This is a genomic window from Pseudophaeobacter sp. 1A16562, from assembly GCF_041008785.1.
In the GTDB taxonomy this organism is placed as follows: Bacteria; Pseudomonadota; Alphaproteobacteria; order Rhodobacterales; family Rhodobacteraceae; genus Phycobacter; species Phycobacter gallaeciensis_A.
Genome location: NZ_JAXGFT010000006.1, coordinates 98,917 through 123,783 on the forward strand (window position 1 = coordinate 98,917; position 24,867 = coordinate 123,783).

At 63.1% G+C, this 24,867-nt stretch carries 20 protein-coding genes; 12 read left to right on the top strand and 8 right to left on the bottom strand.

The genetic code is table 11. The annotated features are described in order from the left end of the window. Window positions 1–19 precede the first annotated feature (19 nt). Entirely contained in the window at window positions 20–949 is a 930-nt protein-coding gene (locus tag SM764_RS10250; RefSeq protein ID WP_369001723.1) for an ATP-binding cassette domain-containing protein, read from the top strand. Between the two features lie 11 nt (window positions 950–960). Beyond that, window positions 961–1,428 carry a GNAT family N-acetyltransferase gene (locus tag SM764_RS10255; RefSeq protein ID WP_369001724.1) on the top strand — a complete coding sequence of 156 codons (468 nt, stop codon included), beginning with the start codon at window positions 961–963 and terminating at the stop codon, window positions 1,426–1,428. Window positions 1,429–1,530: 102 nt separating this feature from the next. On the opposite strand, the gene SM764_RS10260 is transcribed toward SM764_RS10255, so the two are convergent. Next, the gene (locus SM764_RS10260; protein WP_274830386.1) at window positions 1,531–1,995 is read right to left on the bottom strand and encodes a DUF1203 domain-containing protein; all 465 of its coding nucleotides are present in this window, start codon (window positions 1,993–1,995) and stop codon (window positions 1,531–1,533) included. 242 nt (window positions 1,996–2,237) lie between these two features. Between SM764_RS10260 and SM764_RS10265 the strand changes: the two genes are divergently transcribed. The 4 genes from SM764_RS10265 (at window position 2,238) to SM764_RS10280 (ending at window position 9,381) form a co-directional block, all read left to right on the top strand. Next, window positions 2,238–5,132 (top strand): error-prone DNA polymerase, encoded by a 2,895-nt coding sequence (locus SM764_RS10265; RefSeq protein WP_369001725.1) that lies wholly within the window; start codon window positions 2,238–2,240, stop codon window positions 5,130–5,132. Between the two features lie 226 nt (window positions 5,133–5,358). Next, window positions 5,359–6,891, top strand: a complete 1,533-nt coding sequence (gpmI, locus tag SM764_RS10270; RefSeq protein WP_369001726.1) for a 2,3-bisphosphoglycerate-independent phosphoglycerate mutase — start codon at window positions 5,359–5,361, stop codon at window positions 6,889–6,891. Further along, on the top strand, window positions 6,888–8,036 hold the full coding sequence (locus tag SM764_RS10275) for a murein hydrolase activator EnvC family protein (protein ID WP_368998108.1): 1,149 nt from the start codon (window positions 6,888–6,890) through the stop codon (window positions 8,034–8,036). Before gpmI ends, SM764_RS10275 begins: the two co-directional genes overlap by 4 nt. A gap of 7 nt (window positions 8,037–8,043) precedes the next feature. After that, window positions 8,044–9,381, top strand: a complete 1,338-nt coding sequence (locus SM764_RS10280; protein ID WP_065273605.1) for a S41 family peptidase — start codon at window positions 8,044–8,046, stop codon at window positions 9,379–9,381. Between the two features lie 132 nt (window positions 9,382–9,513). Here SM764_RS10280 and SM764_RS10285 read toward each other — a convergent pair whose 3' ends face one another. Beyond that, window positions 9,514–10,125: a glycine zipper 2TM domain-containing protein gene (locus SM764_RS10285; protein ID WP_368948459.1), complete on the bottom strand. Its 612-nt coding sequence runs from the start codon at window positions 10,123–10,125 to the stop codon at window positions 9,514–9,516. A 297-nt stretch (window positions 10,126–10,422) separates the two neighbouring features. On the opposite strand from SM764_RS10285, the gene SM764_RS10290 reads away from it, so the two are divergent. Beyond that, the gene (locus tag SM764_RS10290; protein ID WP_368948458.1) at window positions 10,423–11,505 is read left to right on the top strand and encodes a bifunctional transcriptional activator/DNA repair enzyme AdaA; all 1,083 of its coding nucleotides are present in this window, start codon (window positions 10,423–10,425) and stop codon (window positions 11,503–11,505) included. Here the strand turns inward: SM764_RS10290 and SM764_RS10295 are convergent. The 3 genes from SM764_RS10295 to SM764_RS10305 form a co-directional block, all read right to left on the bottom strand. After that, complete coding sequence (locus tag SM764_RS10295) at window positions 11,484–11,861, bottom strand: hypothetical protein (protein ID WP_369001727.1); 378 nt, start codon at window positions 11,859–11,861, stop codon at window positions 11,484–11,486. The genes SM764_RS10290 and SM764_RS10295 overlap by 22 nt on opposite strands. 11 nt (window positions 11,862–11,872) lie before the next feature. Beyond that, window positions 11,873–12,634: a DUF6478 family protein gene (locus tag SM764_RS10300; protein WP_368948456.1), complete on the bottom strand. Its 762-nt coding sequence runs from the start codon at window positions 12,632–12,634 to the stop codon at window positions 11,873–11,875. A 76-nt stretch (window positions 12,635–12,710) separates the two neighbouring features. Next, window positions 12,711–13,511, bottom strand: a complete 801-nt coding sequence (locus SM764_RS10305; RefSeq protein WP_369001728.1) for a hypothetical protein — start codon at window positions 13,509–13,511, stop codon at window positions 12,711–12,713. Between the two features lie 275 nt (window positions 13,512–13,786). Here SM764_RS10305 and SM764_RS10310 point away from each other — a divergent pair, with 275 nt between their 5' ends. From SM764_RS10310 to SM764_RS10325, 4 genes are all read left to right on the top strand, one after another. Continuing rightward, window positions 13,787–16,933 carry an ABC transporter transmembrane domain-containing protein gene (locus SM764_RS10310; protein ID WP_369001800.1) on the top strand — a complete coding sequence of 1,049 codons (3,147 nt, stop codon included), beginning with the start codon at window positions 13,787–13,789 and terminating at the stop codon, window positions 16,931–16,933. Then, window positions 16,923–17,813, top strand: a complete 891-nt coding sequence (locus tag SM764_RS10315) for a CPBP family intramembrane glutamic endopeptidase (RefSeq protein ID WP_369001729.1) — start codon at window positions 16,923–16,925, stop codon at window positions 17,811–17,813. The genes SM764_RS10310 and SM764_RS10315 overlap by 11 nt, the downstream gene beginning before the upstream one ends. Before the next feature lie 60 nt (window positions 17,814–17,873). Continuing rightward, the gene (accD, locus tag SM764_RS10320) at window positions 17,874–18,836 is read left to right on the top strand and encodes an acetyl-CoA carboxylase, carboxyltransferase subunit beta (RefSeq protein ID WP_274833271.1); all 963 of its coding nucleotides are present in this window, start codon (window positions 17,874–17,876) and stop codon (window positions 18,834–18,836) included. A gap of 101 nt (window positions 18,837–18,937) precedes the next feature. After that, window positions 18,938–20,212 carry a bifunctional folylpolyglutamate synthase/dihydrofolate synthase gene (locus SM764_RS10325; protein ID WP_369001730.1) on the top strand — a complete coding sequence of 425 codons (1,275 nt, stop codon included), beginning with the start codon at window positions 18,938–18,940 and terminating at the stop codon, window positions 20,210–20,212. Between the two features lie 98 nt (window positions 20,213–20,310). On the opposite strand, the gene zapE is transcribed toward SM764_RS10325, so the two are convergent. Further along, a complete protein-coding gene (gene zapE / locus SM764_RS10330; RefSeq protein WP_369001731.1) occupies window positions 20,311–21,381 on the bottom strand; it encodes a cell division protein ZapE in 1,071 nt (356 codons plus the stop codon). 181 nt (window positions 21,382–21,562) lie between these two features. Here zapE and SM764_RS10335 point away from each other — a divergent pair, with 181 nt between their 5' ends. Then, the gene (locus tag SM764_RS10335) at window positions 21,563–22,813 is read left to right on the top strand and encodes an MFS transporter (protein ID WP_369001732.1); all 1,251 of its coding nucleotides are present in this window, start codon (window positions 21,563–21,565) and stop codon (window positions 22,811–22,813) included. Window positions 22,814–23,312: 499 nt separating this feature from the next. Here SM764_RS10335 and SM764_RS10340 read toward each other — a convergent pair whose 3' ends face one another. Both SM764_RS10340 and SM764_RS10345 read right to left on the bottom strand, forming a co-directional pair. Beyond that, window positions 23,313–24,230 (bottom strand): ornithine cyclodeaminase family protein, encoded by a 918-nt coding sequence (locus SM764_RS10340; protein ID WP_369001733.1) that lies wholly within the window; start codon window positions 24,228–24,230, stop codon window positions 23,313–23,315. Then, window positions 24,227–24,847 (bottom strand): HAD family hydrolase, encoded by a 621-nt coding sequence (locus SM764_RS10345; protein WP_065271637.1) that lies wholly within the window; start codon window positions 24,845–24,847, stop codon window positions 24,227–24,229. Before SM764_RS10345 ends, SM764_RS10340 begins: the two co-directional genes overlap by 4 nt. Between the last annotated feature and the right edge of the window lie 20 nt (window positions 24,848–24,867).

Genomic DNA, 24,867 nt, shown 5'->3' on the forward strand with positions numbered 1-24,867 from the left:
CGAGGGAGCAAGAGCCGCGATGACTGATGATGCAATCCGGATCGAAAGCTTGCGCAAAACCTACAAGGGGGCCAAGGGCCAGCCCGAGAAACACGCGCTGAAGGGCATCGATCTGACGGTGCCGCGCGGATCGGTCTTTGGCTTGCTCGGGCCGAACGGGGCCGGCAAGTCCACCCTGATCAACATCCTTGCGGGGCTGGTGGTAAAAACCAGCGGCAAGGTGACGATCTGGGGCTTTGATCAGGACGAAAACCCGCGCCAGAGCCGCGCCTCGATCGGGGTGATGCCGCAGGAGCTGAACCTTGATCCCTTCTTCACCCCGCGTGGAGCGCTGGAGGTGCAGGCGGGTCTTTATGGCGTGCCGAAATCCGAACGCTACAGCGATGAGATCCTGCGCATGATCGGGCTGGAGGACAAGGCCGAAGCCTATGCCCGGACCCTGTCGGGCGGCATGCGGCGGCGGCTTTTGCTAGGCAAGGCGCTGGTGCACCGCCCCAATATCCTTGTGCTCGATGAACCCACCGCCGGGGTGGATATCGAGCTGCGTCAGATGCTGTGGGAAAACGTGCGCAAGCTGAACCAGCAGGGCATGACCATCATCCTCACCACCCATTATCTGGAAGAGGCCGAAGAGATGTGCGACGAGATCGCCATCATCAACCAGGGCGAAGTGGTGGCGCGCGACAGCACCGCGAATCTGCTGGGCCGTCTCGATGCCCGCGCCATGGTGGTGCATCCGGCCGCTCCGGTGAGCGATCTGCCAAAAGGCGAAGGCATCGAGTCCGAGCTGCGCGGGGATGGCGCTGTGGTGCTGCGCTATCACAGCCAGAAGACCAGCGCCGAGGATGTGCTGGCTGCCGTGCGCGCGGCCGGGATCTCGATTCGCGATGTGAAGACCGAAGAGGCAGATCTGGAGGATGTCTTCCTCGCGCTTACGAAATCTGCCTGAGGGGCACCCCGATGCGTATCCGCCCGTTTGAACCCCGCGATGCTGGCGATTGGGGCCGCATCTTTCATGCCGCCGTGCACGGGATCGGCGCGCGGGATTATTCCCCGGCGCAATGCGTGGCCTGGAGCCCGGAGGAAGCGCCGACCGATGTGATCCGGCAGCGCGCGAAGGATGGGCGACAGATCTGGGTCGCAGCGGATCAGGATGACGTGGCGCAGGGGTTCATCGAGCTGGAGCCGGATGGCCATATCGACTGTTTCTACATCGCGCCGGATCATGCGGGCACAGGCCTAGGCGCGTTGCTCTATGCTCGGCTTGAGGAGGAGGCCTTCGCACAGGGCCTGTCCGGACTTTACGTCGAGGCCAGCGAGGCCGCCCGCCGGTTCTTCCTGCGGCAAGGATTCACCGATGAGGGGCGCCGCGATTTCCTGCGCCGGGGCGTGGCCATGCATAACTATGCCATGGGGAAAGCGCTGTAGGCGCCAACCTGTTCGTCCGGCCGTCAGGCCGGGCAGCGCCCAACCCTCCCCCAGGGAGGGCGCGTTGCACCCACCCTGGGTCGGGCGCTGGCCTACTTGCATTCACTCTCGATCAATTCGCGCCTGATAGCAGTTGTTGCGAGCCGATCGGATGTGGATATAGGCGATGCGGGGATCGGCGAAGATCTCCTCGGCCTGTCCCATCATGCGCTCCGCCTCCACCACCGCGCCGGTGCCATAGACGATACGGTCATCCTGTCCGTAACCCTTGATCAGATAATCGGGAGAGCCTTGCAGCACCTCGGGCATCGCGTCCCCTTCGTGGCGGGAGCATTCCTCTGCACAAAGAAAAATCGGCCCGACCTCGGCATAGGGCTGCGGGGTGGGAAAGGGACGGTGGGCAAGGATCAGCATCCCGGCGCCTTCGGGGATGTAGCGCAGGCAGTGGCGGCAGGGATTTCCGGCTCCGCCTGATGTGCTACGTTCCGGTGTCTGGCCGTTTGCATCAAGGCCTCCGGCCTGCAGGGCGCGGGCGGTGTCGGTTGTAAGGGCGGTGATTGTCAGCATGTCTGTCTCCTGTTCTGACGCGACATTGCCCGCAGTGTCAGGGCGGTGGCGACCCGGATCCTGCGCATCCGGCTGATGGTGAAAGCAGGCAGAGGCTCCCGCCCGTTTCAAAACCGGCAGGGCCGGATTTTCCCCGGTTGGGCGTGGCGCGGATCCCCCTTCGGGCGGGATCCGCGGGGCGGCACCTTGTGGCGGAATGGGTGACTCGAAATAAGAACAAAACGTGAATATATACTGGAGGCATGTCTGTTGAATTCGCGATTCTGTCCAACTTCACCTTTCTCACCGGGGCGTCGCACCCGGAGGAGTACGTGGAGCGTGCGGTGGCGCTGGGGATGGAGGCGCTGGCCATTGCGGACGAGAATTCGGTGGCGGGGATCGTGCGCGCGCACAGCCATTGCCGCGATATTGCCCGGCGTGTGGCAGAGCGACAGGCCTGGGACCGGGACAATACGCCCATCGGGCCGCCCCGGCCTGCGGATGTGTCACCCGCGCCGTCCTTTCCGATTTATGCGGTGCCACGGCTGATCCCGGCAGCGCGGCTGGTGTTCGCCGATGCGCCGCCGCTGATCGCCTTGCCAGAGGACCGCATGGGCTGGGGGAGCCTGTGCCGACTGATCTCGGCTGGGCGGTTGCGGGCCGAAAAAGGCGCCTGTCATCTGGAATTGGCCGACCTTCTGGAGCAGGGCGAGCGGCTGCACCTGCTGCTCCTGCCACCGGCGGAACACCTGCCGGGCGGCGCGGGCGGATGGGCGCCGCATATAAAGGCGCTGACGCGCCGCTTTGCCGGGCGGATGCACCTGATGATGGCACCTGCTTATGATGGGCGGGATGGGCGTCGCTTTGCCCGGCTGGAGGAACAGGCAAACACGCTGAACCTACCCACGATTGCCAGCGCCGCCCCGCGCATGCACCACGGATCGCGCCGCCGCCTTGCGGACGTGCTCAGCGCCATTCGCCTGCGCTGCCGGGTCGAGGATCTGGGCCGCGCCGCCCTTGCCAATGGCGAACAGCGCCTGCGTGCACCGCATGAGATGCAGCGGATCTTTCGCGGGCATGAGGGGGCGCGGACCCGGGCGCAGGATCTCGCAGCGCGGCTCACGTTCTCGCTGGATGAGCTGCGTTATGACTATCCGGATGAGGGGCTGGAGGGTGAAACCCCGTCCGCGCGTCTGCGCCGCCTGGCAGAAGAGGGGCTGATCTGGCGCTATCCCGCAGGCGCGCCGCCAAAGGTGCGCGACATGCTGGAGCATGAACTGACGCTGATCGCCCGTCTGAAATACGAGCCTTATTTCCTGACCGTGCGCGACATCGTCGATTTCGCGCGTTCGCGCGGGATCCTGTGTCAGGGGCGCGGCTCGGCTGCGAATTCGGTGGTGTGTTATTGCCTGGACGTCACTTCGGTTAGCCCGGAAACCGGCACCATGGTGTTTGAGCGCTTTGTTTCCGAGGCCCGCGATGAGCCGCCCGACATCGATGTGGATTTTGAGCATGAGCGCCGCGAGGAGGTGATCCAGTGGATCTATGACCGCTATGGTCGCCACCGGGCGGGGCTCTGCGCGACGGTAATCCATTACCGGGGCAAGCGCGCCATCCGCGAGGTGGGCCGCGCCATGGGGCTGAGCGAGGATACCATTGCCGCCATGTCCTCGCAGCTGTGGGGCAGTTTTGACCGCAGCGGCGGCGGCGATGCCCGCCTGCGCGAGATCGGGCTGGATCCCGACGCGCCCCGCCTGCGCCAGACGCTGGATCTGGTGGGGCAGATCATCGGCTTTCCGCGGCACCTTAGCCAACATGTCGGCGGATTCATCATCACCGCGGGTCGGCTGGACGAGTTGGTGCCGATCGAGAACGCTACCATGGAGGGGCGCACGGTCATTTGCTGGGATAAGGACGATATCGACGCGTTGGGCATTCTCAAGGTCGATGTCCTGAGCCTTGGCATGCTGACCTGCATCCGCAAGGCCTTTGACCTGATGCGGCAGCATCACCGGCTGGATTACGCGCTGGCGACGCTGCCGCCCGAGGATCCGGCGGTCTATGACATGCTGTGCCGGGCTGACAGTATCGGCGTTTTTCAGGTCGAAAGCCGAGCGCAGATGAATTTCCTGCCGCGCATGCGACCGCGCAATTTTTATGATCTGGTGATCGAGGTGGCGATCATCCGCCCCGGCCCCATTCAGGGCGATATGGTGCATCCCTATATCCGCCGCCGCAATGGCGAGGAGCCGGTGGAGTTCCCCTCTGATGCGCTGGGTGAGGTGCTGGGCAAGACCATGGGCGTGCCGCTGTTTCAGGAGCAGGCGATGCAGATCGCCATGGTGGGGGCGGGCTTCACCCCCGAACAGGCGGACCGGCTGCGCCGCTCGCTGGCGACCTTCAACAAGCACGGAAATGTGTCGGAATTCCGCAGTCTGTTCCTGCGCGGCATGGCGTGCAATGGCTATGATGCGGAGTTCTCCGAACGCTGTTTCTCTCAGATCGAAGGCTTTGGCGCCTATGGGTTCCCCGAAAGCCACGCTGCCAGTTTCGCGCTTTTGGTCTATGCCTCGGCCTGGATCAAATGCCACCATCCGGGGATCTTTGCCTGCGCGCTTTTGAATTCGCAGCCGATGGGGTTTTATGCGCCCGCGCAGATCGTGCGGGACGCCCGCGCCCATGGGGTGGAGGTGCGCCCCATCTGCATCAACGCCAGCTACTGGGACAACGTGATGGAGCCGGACGGGCAGGGCGGGCTGGCGCTACGCCTTGGCTTCCGACAGATCAAGGGGCTCAGCGATGAGGATGTCAGCTGGCTGACAGCGGCGCGCGGCAATGGCTATACCGAGGTGCAGGACGTCTGGCGTAAGGCGGGCCTGCCGCCGCCGGTGATCGAACGACTGGCCGAGGCCGATGCCTTTGCCGTGCTGGGGGTGTCGCGTCGTGAGGCGCTGTGGCAGGCCAAGGCGATTACCGCCAAGAAACCCCTGCCGCTGTTCGAGCGCGAGCTGGAAGGCGAATCCATCGAGGAGCCTGCTGCCCACCTGCTGCAGATGACCCTGGGCGAAGAGGTGGTGGAGGATTACGTCGCCCTGCGCCTGTCCTTGCGTGCCCATCCGGTTGCGCTGCTGCGGCATCTGCTGACGCCAGAGGGGTGAGTGGCGCAGAACAAGGATCGCGCCCGACCCTGGGTGGGTGCAAAGCGCCCTCCCATGGGGGAGGGTCGGGCGCGGTCCGGCGTTGCCGGACCAGAACGGCCTGTTGTGACGTCCTCTACCTGCGCCCATTGCCACATCTGGCGCTAACGGCGGTTTCGCATTTCGCGCCAAGCCTGTAGAAGGCCTCTCAACGCTGACACAGCCCGACCATGGCGGAGATGAACCGATGAGCAGACCCAAACCCGTTGTCCCCAAACCTGTCGTACTCTGTATTCTTGATGGCTGGGGCGCCGGGGAGCCGGGGGTGGCGAATGCGCCCTATCTGGCCAAGACGCCGACCTTTGATGCGATCATGGAAAAAGGCCCCACTGCGCGGCTGATCACCCATGGGCCGGATGTGGGTCTGCCTTCGGGGCAGATGGGCAATTCCGAGGTCGGCCACACCAATATCGGCGCCGGCCGGGTGGTGGCGATGGATCTCGGCCAGATCGACCTTGCGATCGAGGACGGCTCTTTCTTTGACAATGCCGCCCTGCAGGAGTTTATCGCCAAGCTGAAGAAAACCGGCGGCGCCGCGCATCTGATGGGGCTGGTCTCGGACGGGGGCGTGCACGGGCATATCACCCATATCCTGGCGGCGATCAAAGCGATCCGCGACGCAGGCGTGCCGGTCTGGCTTCATGCCGTCACGGATGGCCGTGACGTGGCCCCGAAATCCGCCTTTGGCTATTTCGAGGAACTGAAGGAAAAGATGCCCGAAGGCGCGCGCGTGGCAACGGTCACGGGGCGCTATTATGCCATGGACCGAGACAACCGCTGGGAGCGGGTCAAGGAAGCCTATGATGCGATGGTTAAGGGCGAGGGGCGCAGCGTGCGCGATGCTCATGACGCGGTGGACCATGGTTATAACCAGTCGGAAACCGATGAATTCATCAGCGCCAGCGTGGTGGCTGGCTTTGACGGGATCAAGGATGGCGACGGCTTCTTCTGCCTCAACTTCCGCGCCGACCGCGCGCGAGAGATCCTGCGCGCTATCGGCGAGCCGGGCTTTGCCGACTTCGACACCGGGCCGCGCCCCGATCTGGCAGGGCTGCTGGGGATGGTGGAATATTCCGAAGGGCATAACGCCTATATGACCACCTGCTATCCCAAGGCGCCCATCGTCAACACGCTGGGGGAATGGGTTGCGAAACAGGGTCTCACCCAGTTCCGCCTGGCTGAGACCGAGAAATACCCGCATGTGACCTTCTTCCTCAATGGCGGCAAGGAAGAGCCGGAGGTGGGCGAGGACCGTTACATGCCGAAATCGCCCAAGGTCGCGACCTATGACCTGCAGCCCGAAATGTCGGCGCCTGAGGTGACCGAGAAATTCGTCGAGGCGATCGAGAAGGGCTATGACCTGATCGTCACCAATTACGCCAACCCCGATATGGTCGGCCACACCGGCGATATTCCGGCGGCGATCAAGGCCTGCGAGGCGGTGGATCAGGGGCTGGCCAAGGTCGTCGCGGCGCTGGAAAAGGCGGGCGGCGCCATGCTGGTGACTGCGGACCACGGCAATTGCGAAGTGATGATTGACCCGGAAACCGGCGGCGCCCACACTGCCCATACCACCAATCTGGTGCCGCTGGCGCTGGTCGGCGGCCCCGAAGGCGCCAAGCTGCGCAACGGACGGCTGGCGGATCTGGCGCCGACGCTGCTGGAGCTGATGGGCCTGTCGAAACCGGATGAGATGACCGGAGAGAGCCTGCTTGCATGATTGACCGAGCCCTTCGCCTGATCCCGGGGCTGGCCCTGTGCCTGCTGATGGCGGCGCCTTTGCGCGCCGAGACGGCAGCTGCCCGCGCCGCGCGGGAGGCCGCTGCCCAGCTGGAAGCGGCCACGCTGCGGATGGAGCAGGCCGATGGCGCCCGCGACCGGGTCAAGGCGCTGAGCGAGACGATCCACGCCTATGAGGCCGGTCTGGCTGCCATGCGGGACGGGCTGCGCGGTGTGGCACGGCGGGAAACCCAGCTCACTGCGCAATTGCAGTCGCGCGAAGGCGAGATTGCCGAGCTGCTGGGGGTCATCCAGACAATTGAAACCTCCTCACCGCCGGTGCTGATGCTGCATCCTTCGGGGCCTTTGGGCGCGGCGCGCTCGGCGATGATGCTGGCCGAGGTTGCACCGGGGCTCAATGCGCGGGCCGAGGCGCTGCGCGCGGATCTGGAAGAGGTGCAGACTCTGCGCCTGTTGCAGCAGGCGGCGGCGGGCAAGCTGGAAGAGGGGCTGAGCGGCATCCAGCAGGCGCGCACCGCGCTTTCGACCGCGATTGCCGACCGCACCGATCTGCCACGGCGGTTTACCGAGGATCCGATGCGCACGGCGGTGCTGATCTCCTCGACCGAGACACTGTCCGGCTTTGCCAGCGGGCTGTCGGAAATTGCCGACGGTGCGGTGATCGAAAGCCGCGCCGACATCAGCGATCTGCGCGGCGATCTGCCGCTGCCGGTCGAAGGGCTGGTGCTGCGCGGCTATGGCGACCGCGATGCCGCCGGGATTGCCCGGCCGGGCCTGCTGGTTGCGGCCCGTCCGCGGGCGCTGGTGACCAGTCCAACGGCGGCGACGATCCGCTATCGCGGGCCACTGCTGGATCTGGGCAACGTGGTGATTCTGGAACCGCAGCCGGACACGCTGTTTATCCTGTCAGGGCTGGCAGAGGTCTATGGCACTGCCGGTCAGGTCATTCCCGAAGGCACCCCGGTGGGTTTGATGGGCGGTCAGACCCCGCAGGCTGGTGCGATTTTGTCACTAAGCGGTGAAGGGGGTGGAACTGACCGCACAGAAACGCTCTATATAGAAGTCAGAATGGACAACAGTCCGGTGGACCCGGAAACGTGGTTCCGCACCGGAAAAGGTGGATGAAGGTTTCATGAAAAAATTTGCGATGGCCGCATTTGGCGGCACGCTGGCAGGGATCGTTGCAACAACCTATGTCGCAGGCCCGCTGCTGGCGCAGGAAAGCGCCCGCGAGACAACGGTCTATGAACAGCTGGACCTGTTCGGTGACATCTTTGAACGGATCCGCTCCCAATATGTCGAAGAGGTCGACGAGAAAGAGCTGATCGAAGCTGCCATTGGCGGCATGCTCTCCTCGCTGGATCCGCACTCCAGCTACCTGTCGCCCGACGACGCCGCCAATATGCAGGTGCAGACGCGCGGTGAATTCGGCGGTCTCGGCATCGAGGTCACCCAGGAAGAGGGCTTCGTCAAGGTTGTCTCGCCCATCGACGGCACCCCCGCCGATGAGGCCGGGATCGAAGCAGGCGATTTCATCACCCATGTGGATGGCGAAAGCGTCCTCGGCCTGTCGCTGGACGAAGCGGTGGAAATGATGCGCGGCCCGGTCGGCTCCGAGATCATCATCACAGTGGTGCGCGAAGGTGAGGCGGAACCCTTTGACGTGTCGATCATCCGCGACACCATCAAACTGACCGCCGTGCGTGCCCGCACCGAAGGCGACACTGTCGTGATGCGGATCACCACCTTCAACCGTCAGACCACGCCGAACCTGGAATCCGGTCTGAAAGAGCAGATCGAAGCCGCCGGTGGCATCGACAACGTGAATGGCATCGTTCTGGATCTGCGCAACAACCCGGGCGGCCTTCTGACCGAGGCGATCCAGGTGGCCGACAGCTTCCTTGAAACCGGAGAGATCGTATCGACCCGTGGCCGCAACCCGGAAGATGGCGAACGCTTCAACGCGACGCCCGGCGATCTTTCGGGTGGCAAGCCGATCGTGGTACTGATCAACGGCGGCTCTGCCTCTGCCTCGGAAATCGTTGCAGGTGCCTTGCAGGATCACCGCCGCGCCATTGTGGTGGGTACCAAATCCTTCGGTAAAGGCTCGGTTCAGACCGTGATGCCGCTGCGGGGCGATGGCGCCATGCGCCTGACCACTGCGCGCTATTACACGCCGTCGGGCCGGTCGATCCAGGCGTTGGGCGTCAGCCCCGACATCGTGGTCGAGCAGCCTCGCCGTCGTGTTGGCGAGGAAGAAGAGGAAAGCTCGGTTGCAAACCGCTCCCGCTCCGAAGCGGACCTGCGCGGGCGTCTCAACAACGACAGCCTGACCGAGGATGAAATCCGTCAGATCGAAGAAGATCGCGCCAAGGCCGAAAAGGCCGCCGAGCTGCGCGAACAGGATTATCAGCTGGCCTATGCCATCGACATCCTGAAAGGTCTGTCGGCGCTGGGTCCGAACGACTGATCCTTAATCCACCTGATTGTCCAAAGGCCGCTCCATTCGGGGCGGCCTTTTTCAATGGTTCTGTTATGCAGGCGTAGGCCCCTGAGACCGGATGTCTGGTTTCGGGGGCTGAACCCGTCCGCTGTCAGGGCGTCACTTCAAATCGGTGAAGATCTGCGAAGTAACACCAGCCTCAAGCAGGGCCGCCCTGATCTCATCGATTGCATTGATGTCGGCTGAACTGACGATGACCACGTCATTGACCACCAGCGAATAGAGCGGCGCGTCGGGCGCAAGGTTTGCCAGATATTTTTCTGCCGCCAGCTGAGACTTCGGCCCCCATTTGCCATCGTAGGCCACGCCAATCGTGTATTGCGCGTCCATGGTTATTTCCTTGCTCACGGGTTTGCCGTCGTTCAGATCCAGCAAGACCTTCTGAAGCTGCGCGTCATCGGTGATGCGGTCCGGAATGAATACGTTGGTGCAGGTCTCGACTTCTCTGTATCTGGTGACGGTGTTCTTGCTGGTTTCATTGGCGATGGCGCCGCCAACAATCGCACCGACGGCAGCGCCGGCATTCTTGTCGGTCACCACCTTGCCGATCACGCCGCCAACAATCGCCCCGCCAATGACCTTTTCGGGACTGCCGCCTTTGACGGTCTCCTGATACGGCACCATCTGGGTTTCGCATCTTGTTTCGTATGAACCGGCAAATGCCTGGGATGCCATCAGAACAGCTGTCGCTGCTGTCGCCAAAAGTTTCATGTCACTTTCCTCCTTATGCAGGCAAGCATGGTCTTGCCTCTGCATCTTATGACCATCAGCCGTTCACCGTCTGGCCAGGCACAGGCTTTGCCGGGGATCCAGTCGGTATTCCCGAACTCCCTATAAAATAAGTGTGCGCTCAACTGTTATTCAATATCATGGGCAGATTCTCCGTGTGCCTAGGCCCGAGGTGCGCGATGCCGGAGAGAGGCCGGTATCCTCCGTTTCCTTGCACTTGATGAGAAGAGATGCCCGGAAACCGGCGGCAACTGGCACCGGTCTGCGTTAGGGTAGGGCATGATGTTCGACCTGCCTGATTCCGAAACGCTTTATGCGGCGCTGCTGGCGCGTGATGAAACCTATGAGGGGCGCGCCTATGTGGGCGTGACCTCGACCGGGATCTTCTGCCGCCTCAGCTGCCCGGCGCGTAAACCAAAGCGTGAGAACTGCCAGTTCCACGCCACACCCGGCGCCTGTATCGAGGCCGGGTTCCGTCCCTGCAAACGCTGCACGCCGCTGGCGGCGGCAGCCGGGGAGGATCCGATGGTTCAGAAGCTTCTGGCGGCGCTGGAGGAGCGCCCCGCCTATCGTTGGCGCGAAGCGGATGTGGCGCGCATGGGGTTTGATCCCTCTACCGTGCGGCGCAGTTTCCGGCGCCATTTCGGGATGACCTTCCTGGAAATGGCCCGCCAGCGGCGCCTGCGCGAAGGGTTTACCACGCTCAAGGCCGGAGAGCCGGTGATTGCCGCCCAGATCGAAGCGGGGTTCGAGTCCCCTTCAGCCTTTCGCGTGGCCTTTGCCCGGCTGACCGGGCTGGCGCCGGGCAGCTTCCGGCAGGACGCGCTGCTGCTGGCGGATTGGATCGACACGCCGCTGGGCGCGATGATCGCGGTCAGCTGTCCGCACCGGTTGCATCTGCTGGAATTTGCCGACCGCAAGGCGCTGCCGCGGGAAATGGCCCGGCTGCAATCCACGCAACCCGGCGGCATCGGCTTTGGACGGCCTGCGCCCACCCAGCAGGTCGCTGAAGAACTGCAGCGCTATTTCAGCGGTGACAGCGCCCGGTTTGAAACGCCGATTGCGTTGCATGGAAGCGCCTTTCAGCGCGAGGTCTGGGATTACCTGCGGGCCATTCCGGCAGGAGAGACCCGCAGCTATTCCCAGATTGCGCAGGAGCTTGGCCGCCCTTCGTCCAGCCGCGCGGTAGCGCGGGCCAATGGCAGCAACCAGCTGGCGCTGGTGGTGCCCTGTCACCGGGTGCTTTCGGCGGATGGCAACTTGACTGGCTATGGCGGCGGATTGTGGCGCAAACAGCGGCTCATTGAAATCGAAGCCGACCTTGGAAAGCGTGCACGGCCTCAGGCGGTTTCCACGCAGTGACGCCGAAAGGCGCGTTTCAGCATATCAAGCTCGGCCCGGAGCAGCTCCACTTCGCAGCGCATATCCTCGGCTGCCACATCACCGCCGATCAGGGTGAAATGCGCCAGCGTCTGGTCCGCCGCCGCGTCGGTGATGACAAAACTGTGCACCCCATCGGCGATGGCTTCGGTAGGTACGGTGATGACCAGCTCCCATTCGCCGTCGCGGCTGCCTTCGCTAAGTGCGACCTGTTCAACCGGCTGATCCAGATACAGAACCCGGATGTTCGGCGGTGTTCCCGTGACGGGGGCGTTGCTGATCCGGCCTTCCCATTTGCCATTGCGAAAGCGGATCTTGGTGACGGTCAGGTCGCTCATGTCACGGGTCCTCACAGGTTGGCGCGGCGGTGGCGCGCAAAAGTCAGGTCGCGCAAGACCACCTGGTTCATGTCCGGTGCCTCGAAAATCAGGTCCAGCCAGATATTCTCGATGCGCTTTTCGTTGAGGTTGGAATAGGCAAGATCGTACTCGACCGTCACCTTGCGGTCGCCCAGCGGCAGTTCCCGCACGATCTGTTCGGTGTTGGGGCCATGGCTGATGTTGAGCCGGGCAAAGATTTCCAGCGGCTTCTCGGTTTCGATGATGCTGTCGACCCGGATCAGATGCTGCCGGGTCAGCCCGCTGCCCGCGTCCTTGGGCAGGGCGATCACCAGTGACAGGAAGGAACCATCGAAACTGAACACATCCATACGCAGGCCAAAGGGCGCGAGGTCCTCTTCACGGGTGTTACGCAGCTGGCGCAGGGTCAGCTCGGAATAGCTGCAATCGTGGAACATCTGCACATCCTCGCCCAGCTTGGCCTTGGACGGGACCGAGGACAGACCAGCGACCGGCAGCGGCCCGCGCCAGGGTTCGGGGCGCCAGGACCAATCGGTGCCATGCGGGCGCGCAAAGGAGGAGGAGCCGATCTGGGGCAGGGCGAGACGTCCGTCCGCAACATGGATCAGCTGGTCCAGCTCGGTCTTGAGTTGTCGCGCCTCTGTGCGTTGGCGGCGCAATTCGGTCAGGGGGGCGCTGCCAGCTCCTGCAACGATCCGGCGCCAACGGCGCAAGGCGCGGCGGTGCAGCAGTTTGTCCAGGATCCTGCTCATGACTTTGGTTGCCCTGCCTTTATCGTTGCCGTGGTGGTATTGCGGTTTGTGCCTGCGCCAATCTAGCCCTGCAACATCAGTCAAATAAACCGGCAATCCGCCTTCTTAGGGAGAGTTTTCCGCCACTGTCACCTTCGGGCGCGCCTGCATGACTGGCCCGGGCATCAGGGCGGGCGAGGGGACGCAATGCGCCTGAGGCGGTGCGGTGGGGGCTGCGATTTGCCGGGGCGCGTTGTACGACTTCCTCGGGGGCGGGTTCTGGTCGCGATGCTTCCCGTGTCAGCTCCGCCATCTGCTCCAGCAGCGCGGCGCCGCGCTCGGTCAGCAGGGGGCTTTTTGCCGGGGCATAAAGCGCCAGCACGATCACGTGACCCTCCAGCACCATGGCGCCGCGCCAATGTTCGGGGCTGGCTCCGGCGGCGCTGTGTCCCGGCATATCCAATTTAACCAGGGGCAACGGGCCATTCTCGCGGCGGGCGACGATATGGGCGCCGGGCGTGCTGGCTACCAGATCGGAGACCGATGGCACTCTGCCTTTGGCCGAAAGTTCTCCAAAAGTGGCGGTGATAACGCCCGCGTTGCGACTGCCAAAGAAACCGGGCCCGCCCAGCAGGTCACAGCGCGGTAGCAGGGCAAACCCGTCTGCCGCATCGCGCCGCAGCATCTTGGGGTCAAAGCAATAGCCGCGCGGTGCCGTAAGCACCACCTCGGCGCCCTGCATGCGGACCTCTGTCAGCCTGGAAGGCGTACCTGTGCCACCGGGCGCCGCAAAGGAAAATCCGCCGCCGGGCACCTGGCCGCAAGCGCTGAGCAGGGCGCAGAGACCTAGCGCAGCAATGCCCAGACGGGGCTGCGGGCGCCGCTGCGCGCAGGGCATACTGTCCCGCCGCGCAGAGCACATTGTCCTGATCGTGCCCGTGACAGCCGTCATGATTGCTTTGTCGCGCAGATCCCCTGCTCCCCCCGGCATCAGATTATCGTTATCCTGCGTTTACAAAAGGGATAAAGGCCTGAAACACTTACGACAAGAGTGAACACCCGCCCGAGGGGTACCTTGCCAAGGCGCAGCCAGATGCATAGTTACGCAGGATTCTTTCAGACCGGCACAGGCCCGGCCGTGGCACAGGTATCACGATGAAACGTCCGACGCCCATGAGGGCGGGCAGCGGGCCGCTTAAGCGCCCGCAGGATCTGCCCGCGACTCTCTTTTCTTTTATTTGGGCGTATTCGCGCCGTCAGCAGCTGGTCTTGCTGGCGCTGACGGTCCTGACCTTTCCGTTTCTCTACGCCTCGCTGGAGCTGCCCAAGCGGATCATCAACGACGCCATCGGGGCCGAAACGCCTGTCATCATGGTCTGGGGTCAAGATATCGCTCAGGTGGAATACCTGCTGATCCTGTGCTTTGGCTTCCTTGCAGCGGTGGTGATCGGCGGCATGATGAAGATGCGGCTCAACACGCTGAAGGGGATCGTGGCCGAACGCCTGCTGCGGCGGCTGCGCTACACGCTGATCAACCGGATGCTGCGGTTCCCGAAACCCTATTTCCGCACCACCAGCCAGGGTGAGCTGGTGTCGATGATCACTTCCGAAAGCGAACCCATGGGCGGGTTGATGGGGGATGCGGTGGCGCAGCCGGTGTTCCAGCTGGGGCAGATGCTGACCATCGTGGCCTTCCTGTTTATGCAAAGTGTTTGGTTCGGGCTGGTCTCGATCGCGCTGATCCCGCTGCAGGCCTGGCTGATCCCGATGTTGCAGCGGCAGATCAACCTGTTGAACAAGGACCGCATCCAGGAGGTGCGGATGCTGGCCTCGGAAATCGGAGAAACCGCCGCCGGGATGAGCGATCTGCGCGCCAATGGCGGCTGGCGTTACCGGATGGCGCAAGTGTCGGACCGGCTGGGGCGTCTGTTCGAGATCCGCCGCCGGATCTACACCAAAAAATACTTCATGAAGTTCCTCAACAACCTGATCGGCCATATGACACCCTTCGTGTTTTATTCGGCCGGCGGGGTGCTGGCGATCCGGGGCGATATCACGGTGGGCGCGCTGGTGGCGGCGCTGGCCGCTTACAAGGATCTGTCGGCCCCGTGGAAGGAACTGCTGACCTATTACAATCAGGTGCAGGACATGAGTCTGCGCTGGAAAATCATGCTGGAGCGGTTCGCGCCGCGCGGCATGATCGATGCCGAGCTGATCGAAGGCGAGCCGAGCGAGATCCCGCATCTGCGCGGCGATATCGAGTTGCGCAATGTCTCGGTGCGCGATGCCGACGGGACGGTGGTCCTGCAGGATATTTCGCTGACCATTCCGGCGGGCGCCCGCGTTGCGGTCAAAAGCACCAGTGACGCAGAGCGTGCGGCGTTCGGCCAGTTGCTGGTCCGTGAAACCTTGCCGTCGCAGGGCAGCATTCAGGTCTCGGGGCACCGGCTCGACAGCCTGCATCAGGGGGTGATCGCGGCCCGGATCGGCTATGCCTATTCGCATCCCTATCTGTTTTCTGGATCACTTGGCGACAACGTGCTGATGCCGCTGCGCAGCCGCCCGGGCAAGATCAGCCGGGATCAGGCCACTCTTCGCAAACAGGTCGAATCCAAGCGCGCAGGCAACAGTGGCGATCTTCTGGAGGCGGATTGGGTCAATCCCGAATTGGCGGGGCTGGGATCCGAAGGCGATGTGCGCGATTGGTGGTTCCAACTGATCGAGGCAATGGGCATCGACGAGCAGTTGTTCCAGCGCACCCTGCACGCGCGGTTCCAGGATGGCACCCACCCGGCGCTGGTGCAGCATATCATCCGCCTGCGCCCGCTGATCCGTGAACGGCTGGAGGCCGAAGGTCTGGATGATGCCGTCCACCATTTCGATCCCGAGCGATTCAACCCTGCCATGCCACTGGCGGGCAACCTTTTGTTTGCGGCGCCGTCGCGCGACATCCCGGTCGAAGAATTGCTGGCACCGGACGGGCTGTTGCTGCGACTGGTACGCGAGCAAGGGCTGACCGGGGAAACCATGGGGATCGGTCTTGGCGTGGTGGAAACCCTGATCAAGACCTTTGGACGCGAAGATATCGATCATCCGCTGTTCCAGCGGCTTGGCCTTGAAGAAGATCTCTATCGCCGGATTTGCAGCGCTGCCGAACGCTATGCCGCGCAGGGGGCTGATGATCTGCCCGAGGCAGAGCAGGCGCTGCTGATGACGGTGCCGTTCCTTTTGACCGAAGAGCAGATCGGCAGCGGGCTACCGGCCGGGTTCAAGGAACGTATCCTGAAAATCCGCCAGAGTCATGCGGCGCAGTTGATCGCCCAGACCGGCGGCTTGTTCCGACCTCTGGATCCGAATTCCTACTTTCCGCGGCTGACGGTTCTTGAAAATGCTCTCTTCGGCAAGATCTCGCTGCGGGCTGGGGCGCGGGCAGCGCAGGTTGAATCGCTGGTGGCCGAGGTGCTGGATACCCACGGGCTGCGCAAACGGCTGGCGTTGATCCTTTACGATCTGCCGACCGGACTGGGCGGATCGCTGCTGGAGCCGGTGTTTCAGGAACGGGCCGCCTTTACCCGCGCCGCGATCAAACGGCCGGACATTCTGATCCTGGATAAGGTGCTGGCCAGCCACACGGCGGAAAACCGGCTGCGTACACGCGAAAAGCTGCGCGATCTGATGCCGCAGACCACGATGATCTTCATGGAAGACACCATCCAGCATCCGGAGCGCTACGATCTTTATGTCGAAATCCGCGATGGCCGGATCGACGGGGTCGAGCGGCGCCCACTGGGCAGCCCGGAAGGCGCCGCCGCGGCCGATTTCTCTGCCAAGTTCGATATCATCGCCGCAACCGAGCTGTTCTCGCAGTTGGATGCGCGCAACCAGCGTCTTCTGGCATTTTCGGCTGGCTGGCACGAGGTTCCGGCCGGGGAGATGGTTTTTTCCCACGGCGACAGCGGTGATGCAGTGTACCTGTGCCTGTCGGGCCGGGCCGATCTGACCTTCCCCGATGCGCCCGCCGGGGCGCCGCCGGTGACGGTGATCGAACCGGGGCGGCTGATCGGGGACCTGGCGGTGATTCTGGATCAGCCGCGGACCATGAACCTGCGCGCTACCGAGGATTGCCGTTTCCTGCGCATCGGTGCTGCGGAATACCGCGCGGTGATCGAAAGCGATATCAACGTCGCGCTGCGCTTGTTAGAGACGGTGGCGGGTAATCTGGCCACTGCCCGGGACAAAATGGTGTCCATTGCTCACCAAACGGGCGGTACGATTAGTGAAGACAGACCTCTGAAGGATGCGGATCCGAATGCTGAATAGACAGAATTATTCTGCCCATGAGGCGCTGGTGCGCAGCGCCCGCAGGAAACCGCAGCTGTGGCGGCTGGGGCTTGGGCTGGTTCTGATCTACCTCATCAGCTTTGCCCTGTCCTCGATAGTGCTGCCGCTGCTGGCGGCGCTGTTCCCCGGCGTCTGGCTGCAGGGGTTGCGCGATGGCAGCACCCCGGGGGCGATGCTGGTGCTTTTGGGCGGGTTCCTGTTCATCACCGTGGGCGTGGCGCTGTGCGCGCGGCTGCTGCAGGATCGGTCCTTCCTGTCGGTCGTCGGTCATCCGAGACCGCTGGTCCGGCAGTTCATCCGGGTTAGCCTGTACCTTCTGGCGCTGGGCATCGCTCTGTCGCTGCTGCCGCCCTATGACATGGGGGAACCGCTGCAGCCCAATCTGGAACCGGGGTTGTGGCTGTCGCTGTTGCCGGTGTCGCTGCTGGTGGTGCTGATCCAGACCAGTGCCGAGGAAATCGTCTTTCGTGGCTATATCCAGCAGGGGCTTGCGGCGCGCTTCAAAAGCCCGGCGGTCTGGATCCTTGGCCCGTCGGCCCTGTTCGCGTTGGGCCATTACCTGCCGGCCGAGGCCGGAGAGAATGCGCTGTTGATCACCCTCTGGGCCGGGGTGTTCAGCTGCATGATGGCGGATCTGACCGCGCGGGCGGGTACGCTGGGGCCTGCCATCGCGGTGCATTTCTTCAACAACGTCACCGCGCTTCTGGTCTTTGCCTCTCCCACCAGTCTTTACGGACTGTCGCTCTACCTGATGCCCTATGAAATGTCCGATGGCGCTGCGCTGCGCCCCTGGCTGGCGGTCGACTTTGCCATGATGCTGGTGACATGGCTCACGGCGCGGCTTGCGATACGCCGCTGATTGCATTTGTGCGCAATGAGTCTTATCTGAGGGGCCAAACAGCCCCTACAGAGGCACGATATGAACTGGATCACCAACTACGTCCGGCCGCGGATCAACTCGATCTTCTCGCGCCGCGAAGTCCCAGAGAACCTGTGGACCAAGTGCGATGAGTGCGGCACCATGCTGTTTCACCGCGAGTTGAAGGACAATCTGAACGTCTGCACCAACTGCGGCCATCACATGCACATCACCCCGCGGGACCGGTTCACGGCCCTGTTCGACGGCGGTGTGTTCAGCGAGGTCGAGGTGCCCGAGCCGCTGGCGGACCCGCTAAAGTTCCGCGACCAGAAGAAATACCCAGACCGCATGAAGGCGGCGCAGAAGAAAACCGGCGAAAAAGAGGCCATGCTGGTCGCTGCTGGTGAAATGGGCCGTACGCCCATCGTGGCGGTGGCCCAGGACTTTTCCTTCATGGGCGGCTCCATGGGCATGTATGTGGGCAATGCGATCATTGCCGCCGCCGAAGAAGCGGTAAAGCTGCACCGGCCGCTGATCCTGTTCTCTGCCGCAGGCGGTGCCCGCATGCAGGAAGGCATCCTGTCGCTGATGCAGATGCCGCGCACCACCGTGGCGGTGCAGATGCTGAAAGAGGCAGGCCTGCCCTATATCGTCGTTCTGACCCATCCCACCACCGGCGGTGTGACGGCCTCCTATGCGATGCTGGGCGATGTGCAGATCTCCGAACCCAATGCGCTGATTTGTTTTGCAGGCCCCCGGGTGATCGAGCAGACCATCCGCGAAAAACTGCCCGAAGGGTTCCAGCGCGCGGAATACCTGCTGGATCACGGCATGCTGGACCGGGTGACCCCGCGCACCGAGCTGCGTGAGGAGCTGATCACCATCGTCCGCATGTTGATGAGCATGCCACCGCAGGTGCACGGCGATCTGCCTGCGCCGGAACCGGTTGCCGAAGAGCTGCCCGCGCCAAAGGTCGAAAACGACGCGGGATCTGCCGCAGCCGCAGAGGCCGATAGCAAATAGCCCTGTCATAGAAAGAAGCGCCCGTGCTGGGTGCTTTGCCGCGCCCGTCTGCCTGATCCGGCGGGCGGGCTTTTTCATCAGATCCGGTTCGGGAGCCACCCATGACCAAAGCGAGTTCCGACGCCATCCTCGATCGCATGATGGCGCTGCACCCCAAGATCATCGACCTGACGCTGGACCGGGTCTGGCGGCTGCTGGCGGCGCTGGATAACCCGCAGGACAGGCTGCCGCCGGTGATCCATATCGCAGGCACCAATGGTAAGGGATCGACCCAGGCGATGATCCGTGCGGGTCTCGAGGGGGCCGGAAAATCGGTGCACGCCTATACCTCGCCGCATCTGGCGCGGTTTCACGAGCGGATCCGTCTGGCCGGAGAACTGATCTCGGAGCCGCATCTGACCGAGGTGCTCGACGAGTGCTATGCCAAGAATGGCGGTGAGAATATCACCTATTTCGAAATCACCACCTGCGCTGCGCTGCTGGCCTTTGCCCGCACGCCTGCGGATTACACGCTACTCGAAGTCGGACTTGGCGGGCGGCTGGATGCCACCAACGTGATTGAAAAACCCGCCCTGTCGGTGATCACGCCGGTGTCGATCGATCACGAACAGTTTCTGGGCAATACCCTGGCCGAGATCGCAGGTGAAAAGGCCGGGATCATCAAGCGCGGGGTGCCCGTCGTCGTCGGTCCGCAGGAGGATGAGGCGATGGAGGTGATCGAGGAGGTCGCCGCCCGCCATGGCGCGCCGCTGATCGCCCATGGACAGCACTGGCACGTCTATGAGGAACGCGGGCGGCTGATCTTTCAGGATGAAACCGGGCTGCTGGACCTGCCGATGCCCGCGCTGATCGGCGCGCATCAGGTGCAGAACGCGGGAATGGCTCTGGCCGCCCTGCGCCATCTGGGCGCGGATGAGGTGGCTTGTGAGGCGGCGATGGCGCGGGCTGAATGGTCTGCCCGGATGCAGCGGCTGAAGACCGGTCCTCTGGTGGAGGCTGCCGCGGGCGCCGAACTCTGGCTGGACGGCGGGCATAACGCTGCGGCGGGTCATGCGCTGGCGGATGTGCTGGCGGGGCTGCCGAAACGGCCAACGCATCTGATCTGCGGCATGCTGAACACCAAGGATGTGACCGGCTACATGGCACCGCTCGCGCCCCATGTGGAGAGCCTAACGGCCATCTCCATCCCCGGCGAAGCGGCGACGCTGAGCGCTGAGGAAACCGAGACGGCGGCGCAATCCGTCGGCATTACCGCAACCCGGGCCGAAGATGCCCTGTCGGCGCTGCAGGCAATCATCGCCAAAGATCCCTCCGCGCGGGTTCTGATCTGCGGATCGCTCTATCTGGCGGGCCATATCCTGCGCGAAAACGGCTGAGGTATTTGGCAAAGGCGGGCAGGGGCGCTCCCGCCCGTCTTCGATCTTGCGATCTCATCCCGTTGGGCGTGGCGCCGCTTGTGCGGCGCGGGGCAGGCTCAGCCGTCCTGTCCCCAATCCTTGTCTTGCATTTCCCGCAGGCGCGAAGCGGTGCGCTCGAACTCGAAGGCACCGTCGCCTTCGACGTATAGATATTCCGGCTCGGCCGCGGCGGTGCAGATCAGCCGCACCTGCGCCTCGTAGAGCGCATCGATGAGGGTGACGAAACGCTTTGCCTCGTTGAAGTTGCTGCGGGACAGGCGCGGGATATCCTCGAGCACCAGCACCTTCACCTCTTCGGCGATGGCCAGATAATCGCCCGGCCCCAGCATCTTGCCGCAAAGGTCATAAAAACTTGCCCGTGCCACGCCATTCCTGAAACCGGGCAGCACCACCTCTCGGCCTTTCACCTCAAGCGTCAGGGGTTGGGCATCACCACCCGACAGATCCTCCCAGATGGCGCGGAGCTGGGCGCGGGAGACGGCATTCACAGGCGAGAAATAGACCGGTGAGCCCTTGAGCCGGTCCTGCCGGTAATCGACCGGGCTGACCATTTCCCAGACCTGCATCTTTTCCTTGATCAGATCGATGAAGGGCAGGAAGAGCTGGCGGTTGAGGCCGTTTTTGTAAAGATCATCCGGCACCCGGTTCGAGGTGGTGACCACGGTGACGCCTGCCTCGAAGAGGGATTCAAACAGCCGCCCCACGATCATCGCATCGGTGATATCGGTGATCTGCATCTCGTCAAAGGCCAGAAGGCGCACGGAGTCGGCGACCTCCTTTGCCACCGGCGCGAGGGCATCCTGCACGCCGCTCTGGCGCGCCTCGTGCATCTTGGCGTGGATCTCCTGCATGAAAGCATGGAAGTGCACCCGCCGCGCCGGGATCTCGTCCAGACTATCGACAAAAAGATCCATCAACATGGATTTACCGCGCCCGACGCCGCCCCAGAGGTAGAGGCCCTTGACCTCTTCCCGAGTAGCCTTGCGGAAGAGGCCCCGTTTCACTGGCGGGGCCATCAGCCCTTCGGCAATACGGTCGAATTCCGGCAGAACAGCTTGCTGCGCCGGATCCGGGCGGATCTGGCCTGCTTCGCTGCGGGTCTGATAAAGCGCGCTAACCTGGGTCATGGCGCCAGCCATAGCGCGCAGGCAGGCGGTTGAAAAGCCATGCGGGCAGATGAAGCAACAAGCGCCTGGCTGGAAGGTAGTCAGGTCACATCAATTTTCCTTATGTGACTGCGCAGATTTCTTGAATTGACCCCGGGGCCGCAATGCCTACCGTCGCAGCTCTGATTTGAAAGGACCCGGCATGAGCAGCGCAGCGGCACAGAAAACACCCTTGTTCACCCCCGTTTTGATCGTGGGCTGCGTGATCATCATGGTCAGCTTTGCGGTGCGCGCCTCGTTCGGGGTGTTCCAGATCCCCATCGCCGAGGAGTTCGGCTGGCTGCGCTCGGAATTCTCGCTGGCGATTGCGATCCAGAACCTCGCCTGGGGGATCGGGCAGCCAATCTTTGGCGCGGTGGCCGAGAAGATCGGCGACAGAAAGGCAATCATCCTTGGCGCGCTGACCTATGCGGCGGGGCTGGTGCTGAGCGCAGGGGCGGTGACGCCGTTTCAGATGCAGGCCTATGAATGGCTGGTGGGCTTTGGCATCGCGGGCACCGGCTTTGGCGTGGTGCTGGCCGTCGTGGGGCGGGCGAGCTCGGATGAAAACCGCTCGATGTCGCTGGCGATTGTCACGGCGGCAGGCTCTGCGGGCCAGATCTTTGGCGCGCCCTGGGCGGAATGGATGCTGTCCTTTTTGACGTGGCAGACCGTGTTCCTGATCTTTGCAGGCGTGGTGCTGGCGCTGATCCTGACGCTGCCGCTGATGCGCGCGCCCCAGATGGCGAGCAAATCTGAGCTTGAAGAGAGCATGGGCACCATCCTGATCAAGGCCTTCAAGGATCCGTCCTATACGCTGATTTTCCTCGGATTCTTTAGCTGTGGCTATCAGCTAGCGTTCGTGACCGCGCATTTCCCGGCTTTCGTGACCGAGATGTGCGGGGCGATCATGCCGGGCGGCGCGCTCTATAGCCTCGGGATCACTTCGACCTCGGCGCTCGGGGCGGTTGCGATCTCGCTGATCGGGGCGGCCAACGTCGGCGGCACCCTGCTGGCGGGATATCTGGGCAACCGCTACTCCAAGAAATACCTGCTGGCGGCGATCTATACCGGGCGGACCATCGCGGCGGCGGCCTTTATCATGGTGCCGATCACGCCGACGTCGGTGATTGTCTTCTCCATCGTCATGGGGTCCCTGTGGTTGGCAACGGTGCCGCTGACGTCGGGCCTTGTCGCGCATATCTACGGGCTGCGCTATATGGGGACGCTTTACGGGATCGTGTTCTTCAGTCACCAACTCGGCAGTTTCCTCGGCGTCTGGCTGGGCGGGCGGATGTATGACGCCTATGGCGATTACACCTTCGTGTGGTGGATCGGTGTCGCCGTCGGTGCCTTCAGCGCCATCGTTCACCTGCCGGTAAGGGAGCGGCCGCTGGGCAGCGTGGCGGCGTGAGGTGAATGGAAACCGTCCTTGGCGAACTGATCGACTGGCTGCAGAAGTGTTTGAAACGCCGACCAGTGGTCATGTGGTCATTGGTTGCGATCATTTTTGGGGTGAGCTGCTGGCTGACCTGGCTTGAATGGGCGAGGTAAACACCAGAACCTCGCCCCGCCATGTCATTTCGGTAGCTCGGATCTATGAGCTGTCCTCAAGAAAACCTGCCACGTCCAGCTCAACGGTTGCGTTTGTCGACAAGTGTCCGAGGCCCATGTCTTCCAACATCAAGACCAGCGCATCACCTCCGCCAGATTGCTGACGGCGCTTTGCGTGAATGCCACCAACAAAGGGTGAAATGGCCTCGTTCTCAACTTTACACGTTAGCACATAGCCCTTGTTTGGCGTCATTCTGTCGATCAGGTCTGGGGGAACGTTCTCAGGCCAGATCAAGAATTGATCTGTGTGCCCATTGTGACCTTCAAGAAAGACACTTTCCCTGACCTTTAACCGCACGTCAGCCCCTGGCGCGCCATTTGTCCAGAATGTGACGGCTCGTCATCAGGTCCATATGGGCGCCGCCGCCGTTCTTGAACAGGGTGATCGCCTCCGGATCATAGGCAGGGAAGCTGTCGAGGGAATAGAAATCCGCTAGCACATCGCCGCGCTGGATGACGCCCTCGGCCAATGGGATCTTGAATTCGCCGATGTGATCCAGCGTGGTGTCGAAACTGTCGCAATAGATGCGCGCGCGGCAGAGCGCCTCGTCATCGGTTTCGCGCATGTCGGGGCGGTAGGCACCGATCAGGTTCAGGTGCTGGCCGGGTTTCAGCCATGCGCCCTTGACCACCGGGGTCGATGACATGGTGGAGGTGACGATGATATCGGCCGAGCGCACGGCGGCTTCAAGATCGGCGACGACCTCGATCTGCGGATAGCTGGCCTTCATCTCTTCGGCCTTGGACTGGGTGCGGTTCCAGACCCGGATCTGGGCGCGGGGGTAGGCGGCACCAAAGGCCTCGACCAGCGATCCGGCGACGGTACCCGCTCCGACGATCAGGATGTCGCGGCTGTCGGGGTTGGCCAGACGCATGGCGCCAAGCAGGCTGTCGCCCGCAGTCTTCCACTTGGTCACCAGGTGGAAATCCACCAGCGCGTCCAGGGTACCGTCCTGATCGGAGTAAAGACAGACCGCGCCATTGACCATCGGCTTGCCCGCCTTGGGATTGCCGGGAAAGATCGTCGCCGTCTTTACGGCCAGCCCCATGCCATCGATCCAGGCGGATCGGCTGAGCAGCGTGTCGGGATCGCGGTACAGAAAGGTATCGCCGATTTCCGCCTTGGGCAGATCATGCCCCTTGGCCAGCGCCTCGGTGAAGCCGACCCAGTCCAGCAGGGCCTCGCCCTCTTTGAAACCGATGGATGGAATGCTCATTTTGCCTCCTCTGGGGTCAACAGCCCCTCTGCCACCAGGCGCGCGGCCCAGGTGTCGGGTGTGGTGAATAGATGGGTATGCCAGCCGCGTTGCGCGGCGGCGTCAATGTTTTCGGGGCGGTCATCGGTGAACAGCAGGCGCTCCGGCGCAATGCCTGTGTCGCGTTCCAGATGCGCGTAGATCTCGGGCTCGGGCTTGATGGTGCGCAGATCGCCCGACACGAAGGCCCGATCGAATTCATCGAAAAACGGATAGGTCTGGCGCGCCACCGCAAAGGTGCCGACACCGAAATTGGTCAGGGCAAACACTGGGATGTCGCGGGCCTGTAGCGCTCGCATCAGTCGCACCGAGTGCGGGATCTCGGGAGAGGCCATCTCGATCCAGCTGTCGTGCCAGTGGCGGATTTCCTCGGACCACTCCGGGTGACGCTCGGCCAGCCCGTAGACCGAAGCGCGGAAATCATCGCCGCGGTCCACGCCCAGATTCATCCCGTGAAGGTCTACCTCGGCGAACAGCCTCTTGCGGCGCTCGGGGCCAAGGCGGGCGTCAAAGAAGGCCTCGGGGTTCCATTCGATCAGCACGCGGCCAATGTCGAAAACGACGGCGTCGATGGGCATCTGCTGCTTCCTGTTCCGTT

What these genes read in the sequence shown, in the direction of transcription:
- SM764_RS10250 (WP_369001723.1), top strand. Translation starts at nt 20, where the DNA reads ATGACTGATGATGCAATCCGGATCGAAAGCTTGCGCAAAACCTACAAG.
- SM764_RS10255 (WP_369001724.1), top strand. Translation starts at nt 961, where the DNA reads ATGCGTATCCGCCCGTTTGAACCCCGCGATGCTGGCGATTGGGGCCGC.
- SM764_RS10260 (WP_274830386.1), bottom strand. Translation starts at nt 1,995, where the DNA reads ATGCTGACAATCACCGCCCTTACAACCGACACCGCCCGCGCCCTGCAG.
- SM764_RS10265 (WP_369001725.1), top strand. Translation starts at nt 2,238, where the DNA reads ATGTCTGTTGAATTCGCGATTCTGTCCAACTTCACCTTTCTCACCGGG.
- gpmI (WP_369001726.1), top strand. Translation starts at nt 5,359, where the DNA reads ATGAGCAGACCCAAACCCGTTGTCCCCAAACCTGTCGTACTCTGTATT.
- SM764_RS10275 (WP_368998108.1), top strand. Translation starts at nt 6,888, where the DNA reads ATGATTGACCGAGCCCTTCGCCTGATCCCGGGGCTGGCCCTGTGCCTG.
- SM764_RS10280 (WP_065273605.1), top strand. Translation starts at nt 8,044, where the DNA reads ATGAAAAAATTTGCGATGGCCGCATTTGGCGGCACGCTGGCAGGGATC.
- SM764_RS10285 (WP_368948459.1), bottom strand. Translation starts at nt 10,125, where the DNA reads ATGAAACTTTTGGCGACAGCAGCGACAGCTGTTCTGATGGCATCCCAG.
- SM764_RS10290 (WP_368948458.1), top strand. Translation starts at nt 10,423, where the DNA reads ATGATGTTCGACCTGCCTGATTCCGAAACGCTTTATGCGGCGCTGCTG.
- SM764_RS10295 (WP_369001727.1), bottom strand. Translation starts at nt 11,861, where the DNA reads ATGAGCGACCTGACCGTCACCAAGATCCGCTTTCGCAATGGCAAATGG.
- SM764_RS10300 (WP_368948456.1), bottom strand. Translation starts at nt 12,634, where the DNA reads ATGAGCAGGATCCTGGACAAACTGCTGCACCGCCGCGCCTTGCGCCGT.
- SM764_RS10305 (WP_369001728.1), bottom strand. Translation starts at nt 13,511, where the DNA reads ATGCCCTGCGCGCAGCGGCGCCCGCAGCCCCGTCTGGGCATTGCTGCG.
- SM764_RS10310 (WP_369001800.1), top strand. Translation starts at nt 13,787, where the DNA reads ATGAGGGCGGGCAGCGGGCCGCTTAAGCGCCCGCAGGATCTGCCCGCG.
- SM764_RS10315 (WP_369001729.1), top strand. Translation starts at nt 16,923, where the DNA reads ATGCTGAATAGACAGAATTATTCTGCCCATGAGGCGCTGGTGCGCAGC.
- accD (WP_274833271.1), top strand. Translation starts at nt 17,874, where the DNA reads ATGAACTGGATCACCAACTACGTCCGGCCGCGGATCAACTCGATCTTC.
- SM764_RS10325 (WP_369001730.1), top strand. Translation starts at nt 18,938, where the DNA reads ATGACCAAAGCGAGTTCCGACGCCATCCTCGATCGCATGATGGCGCTG.
- zapE (WP_369001731.1), bottom strand. Translation starts at nt 21,381, where the DNA reads ATGACCCAGGTTAGCGCGCTTTATCAGACCCGCAGCGAAGCAGGCCAG.
- SM764_RS10335 (WP_369001732.1), top strand. Translation starts at nt 21,563, where the DNA reads ATGAGCAGCGCAGCGGCACAGAAAACACCCTTGTTCACCCCCGTTTTG.
- SM764_RS10340 (WP_369001733.1), bottom strand. Translation starts at nt 24,230, where the DNA reads ATGAGCATTCCATCCATCGGTTTCAAAGAGGGCGAGGCCCTGCTGGAC.
- SM764_RS10345 (WP_065271637.1), bottom strand. Translation starts at nt 24,847, where the DNA reads ATGCCCATCGACGCCGTCGTTTTCGACATTGGCCGCGTGCTGATCGAA.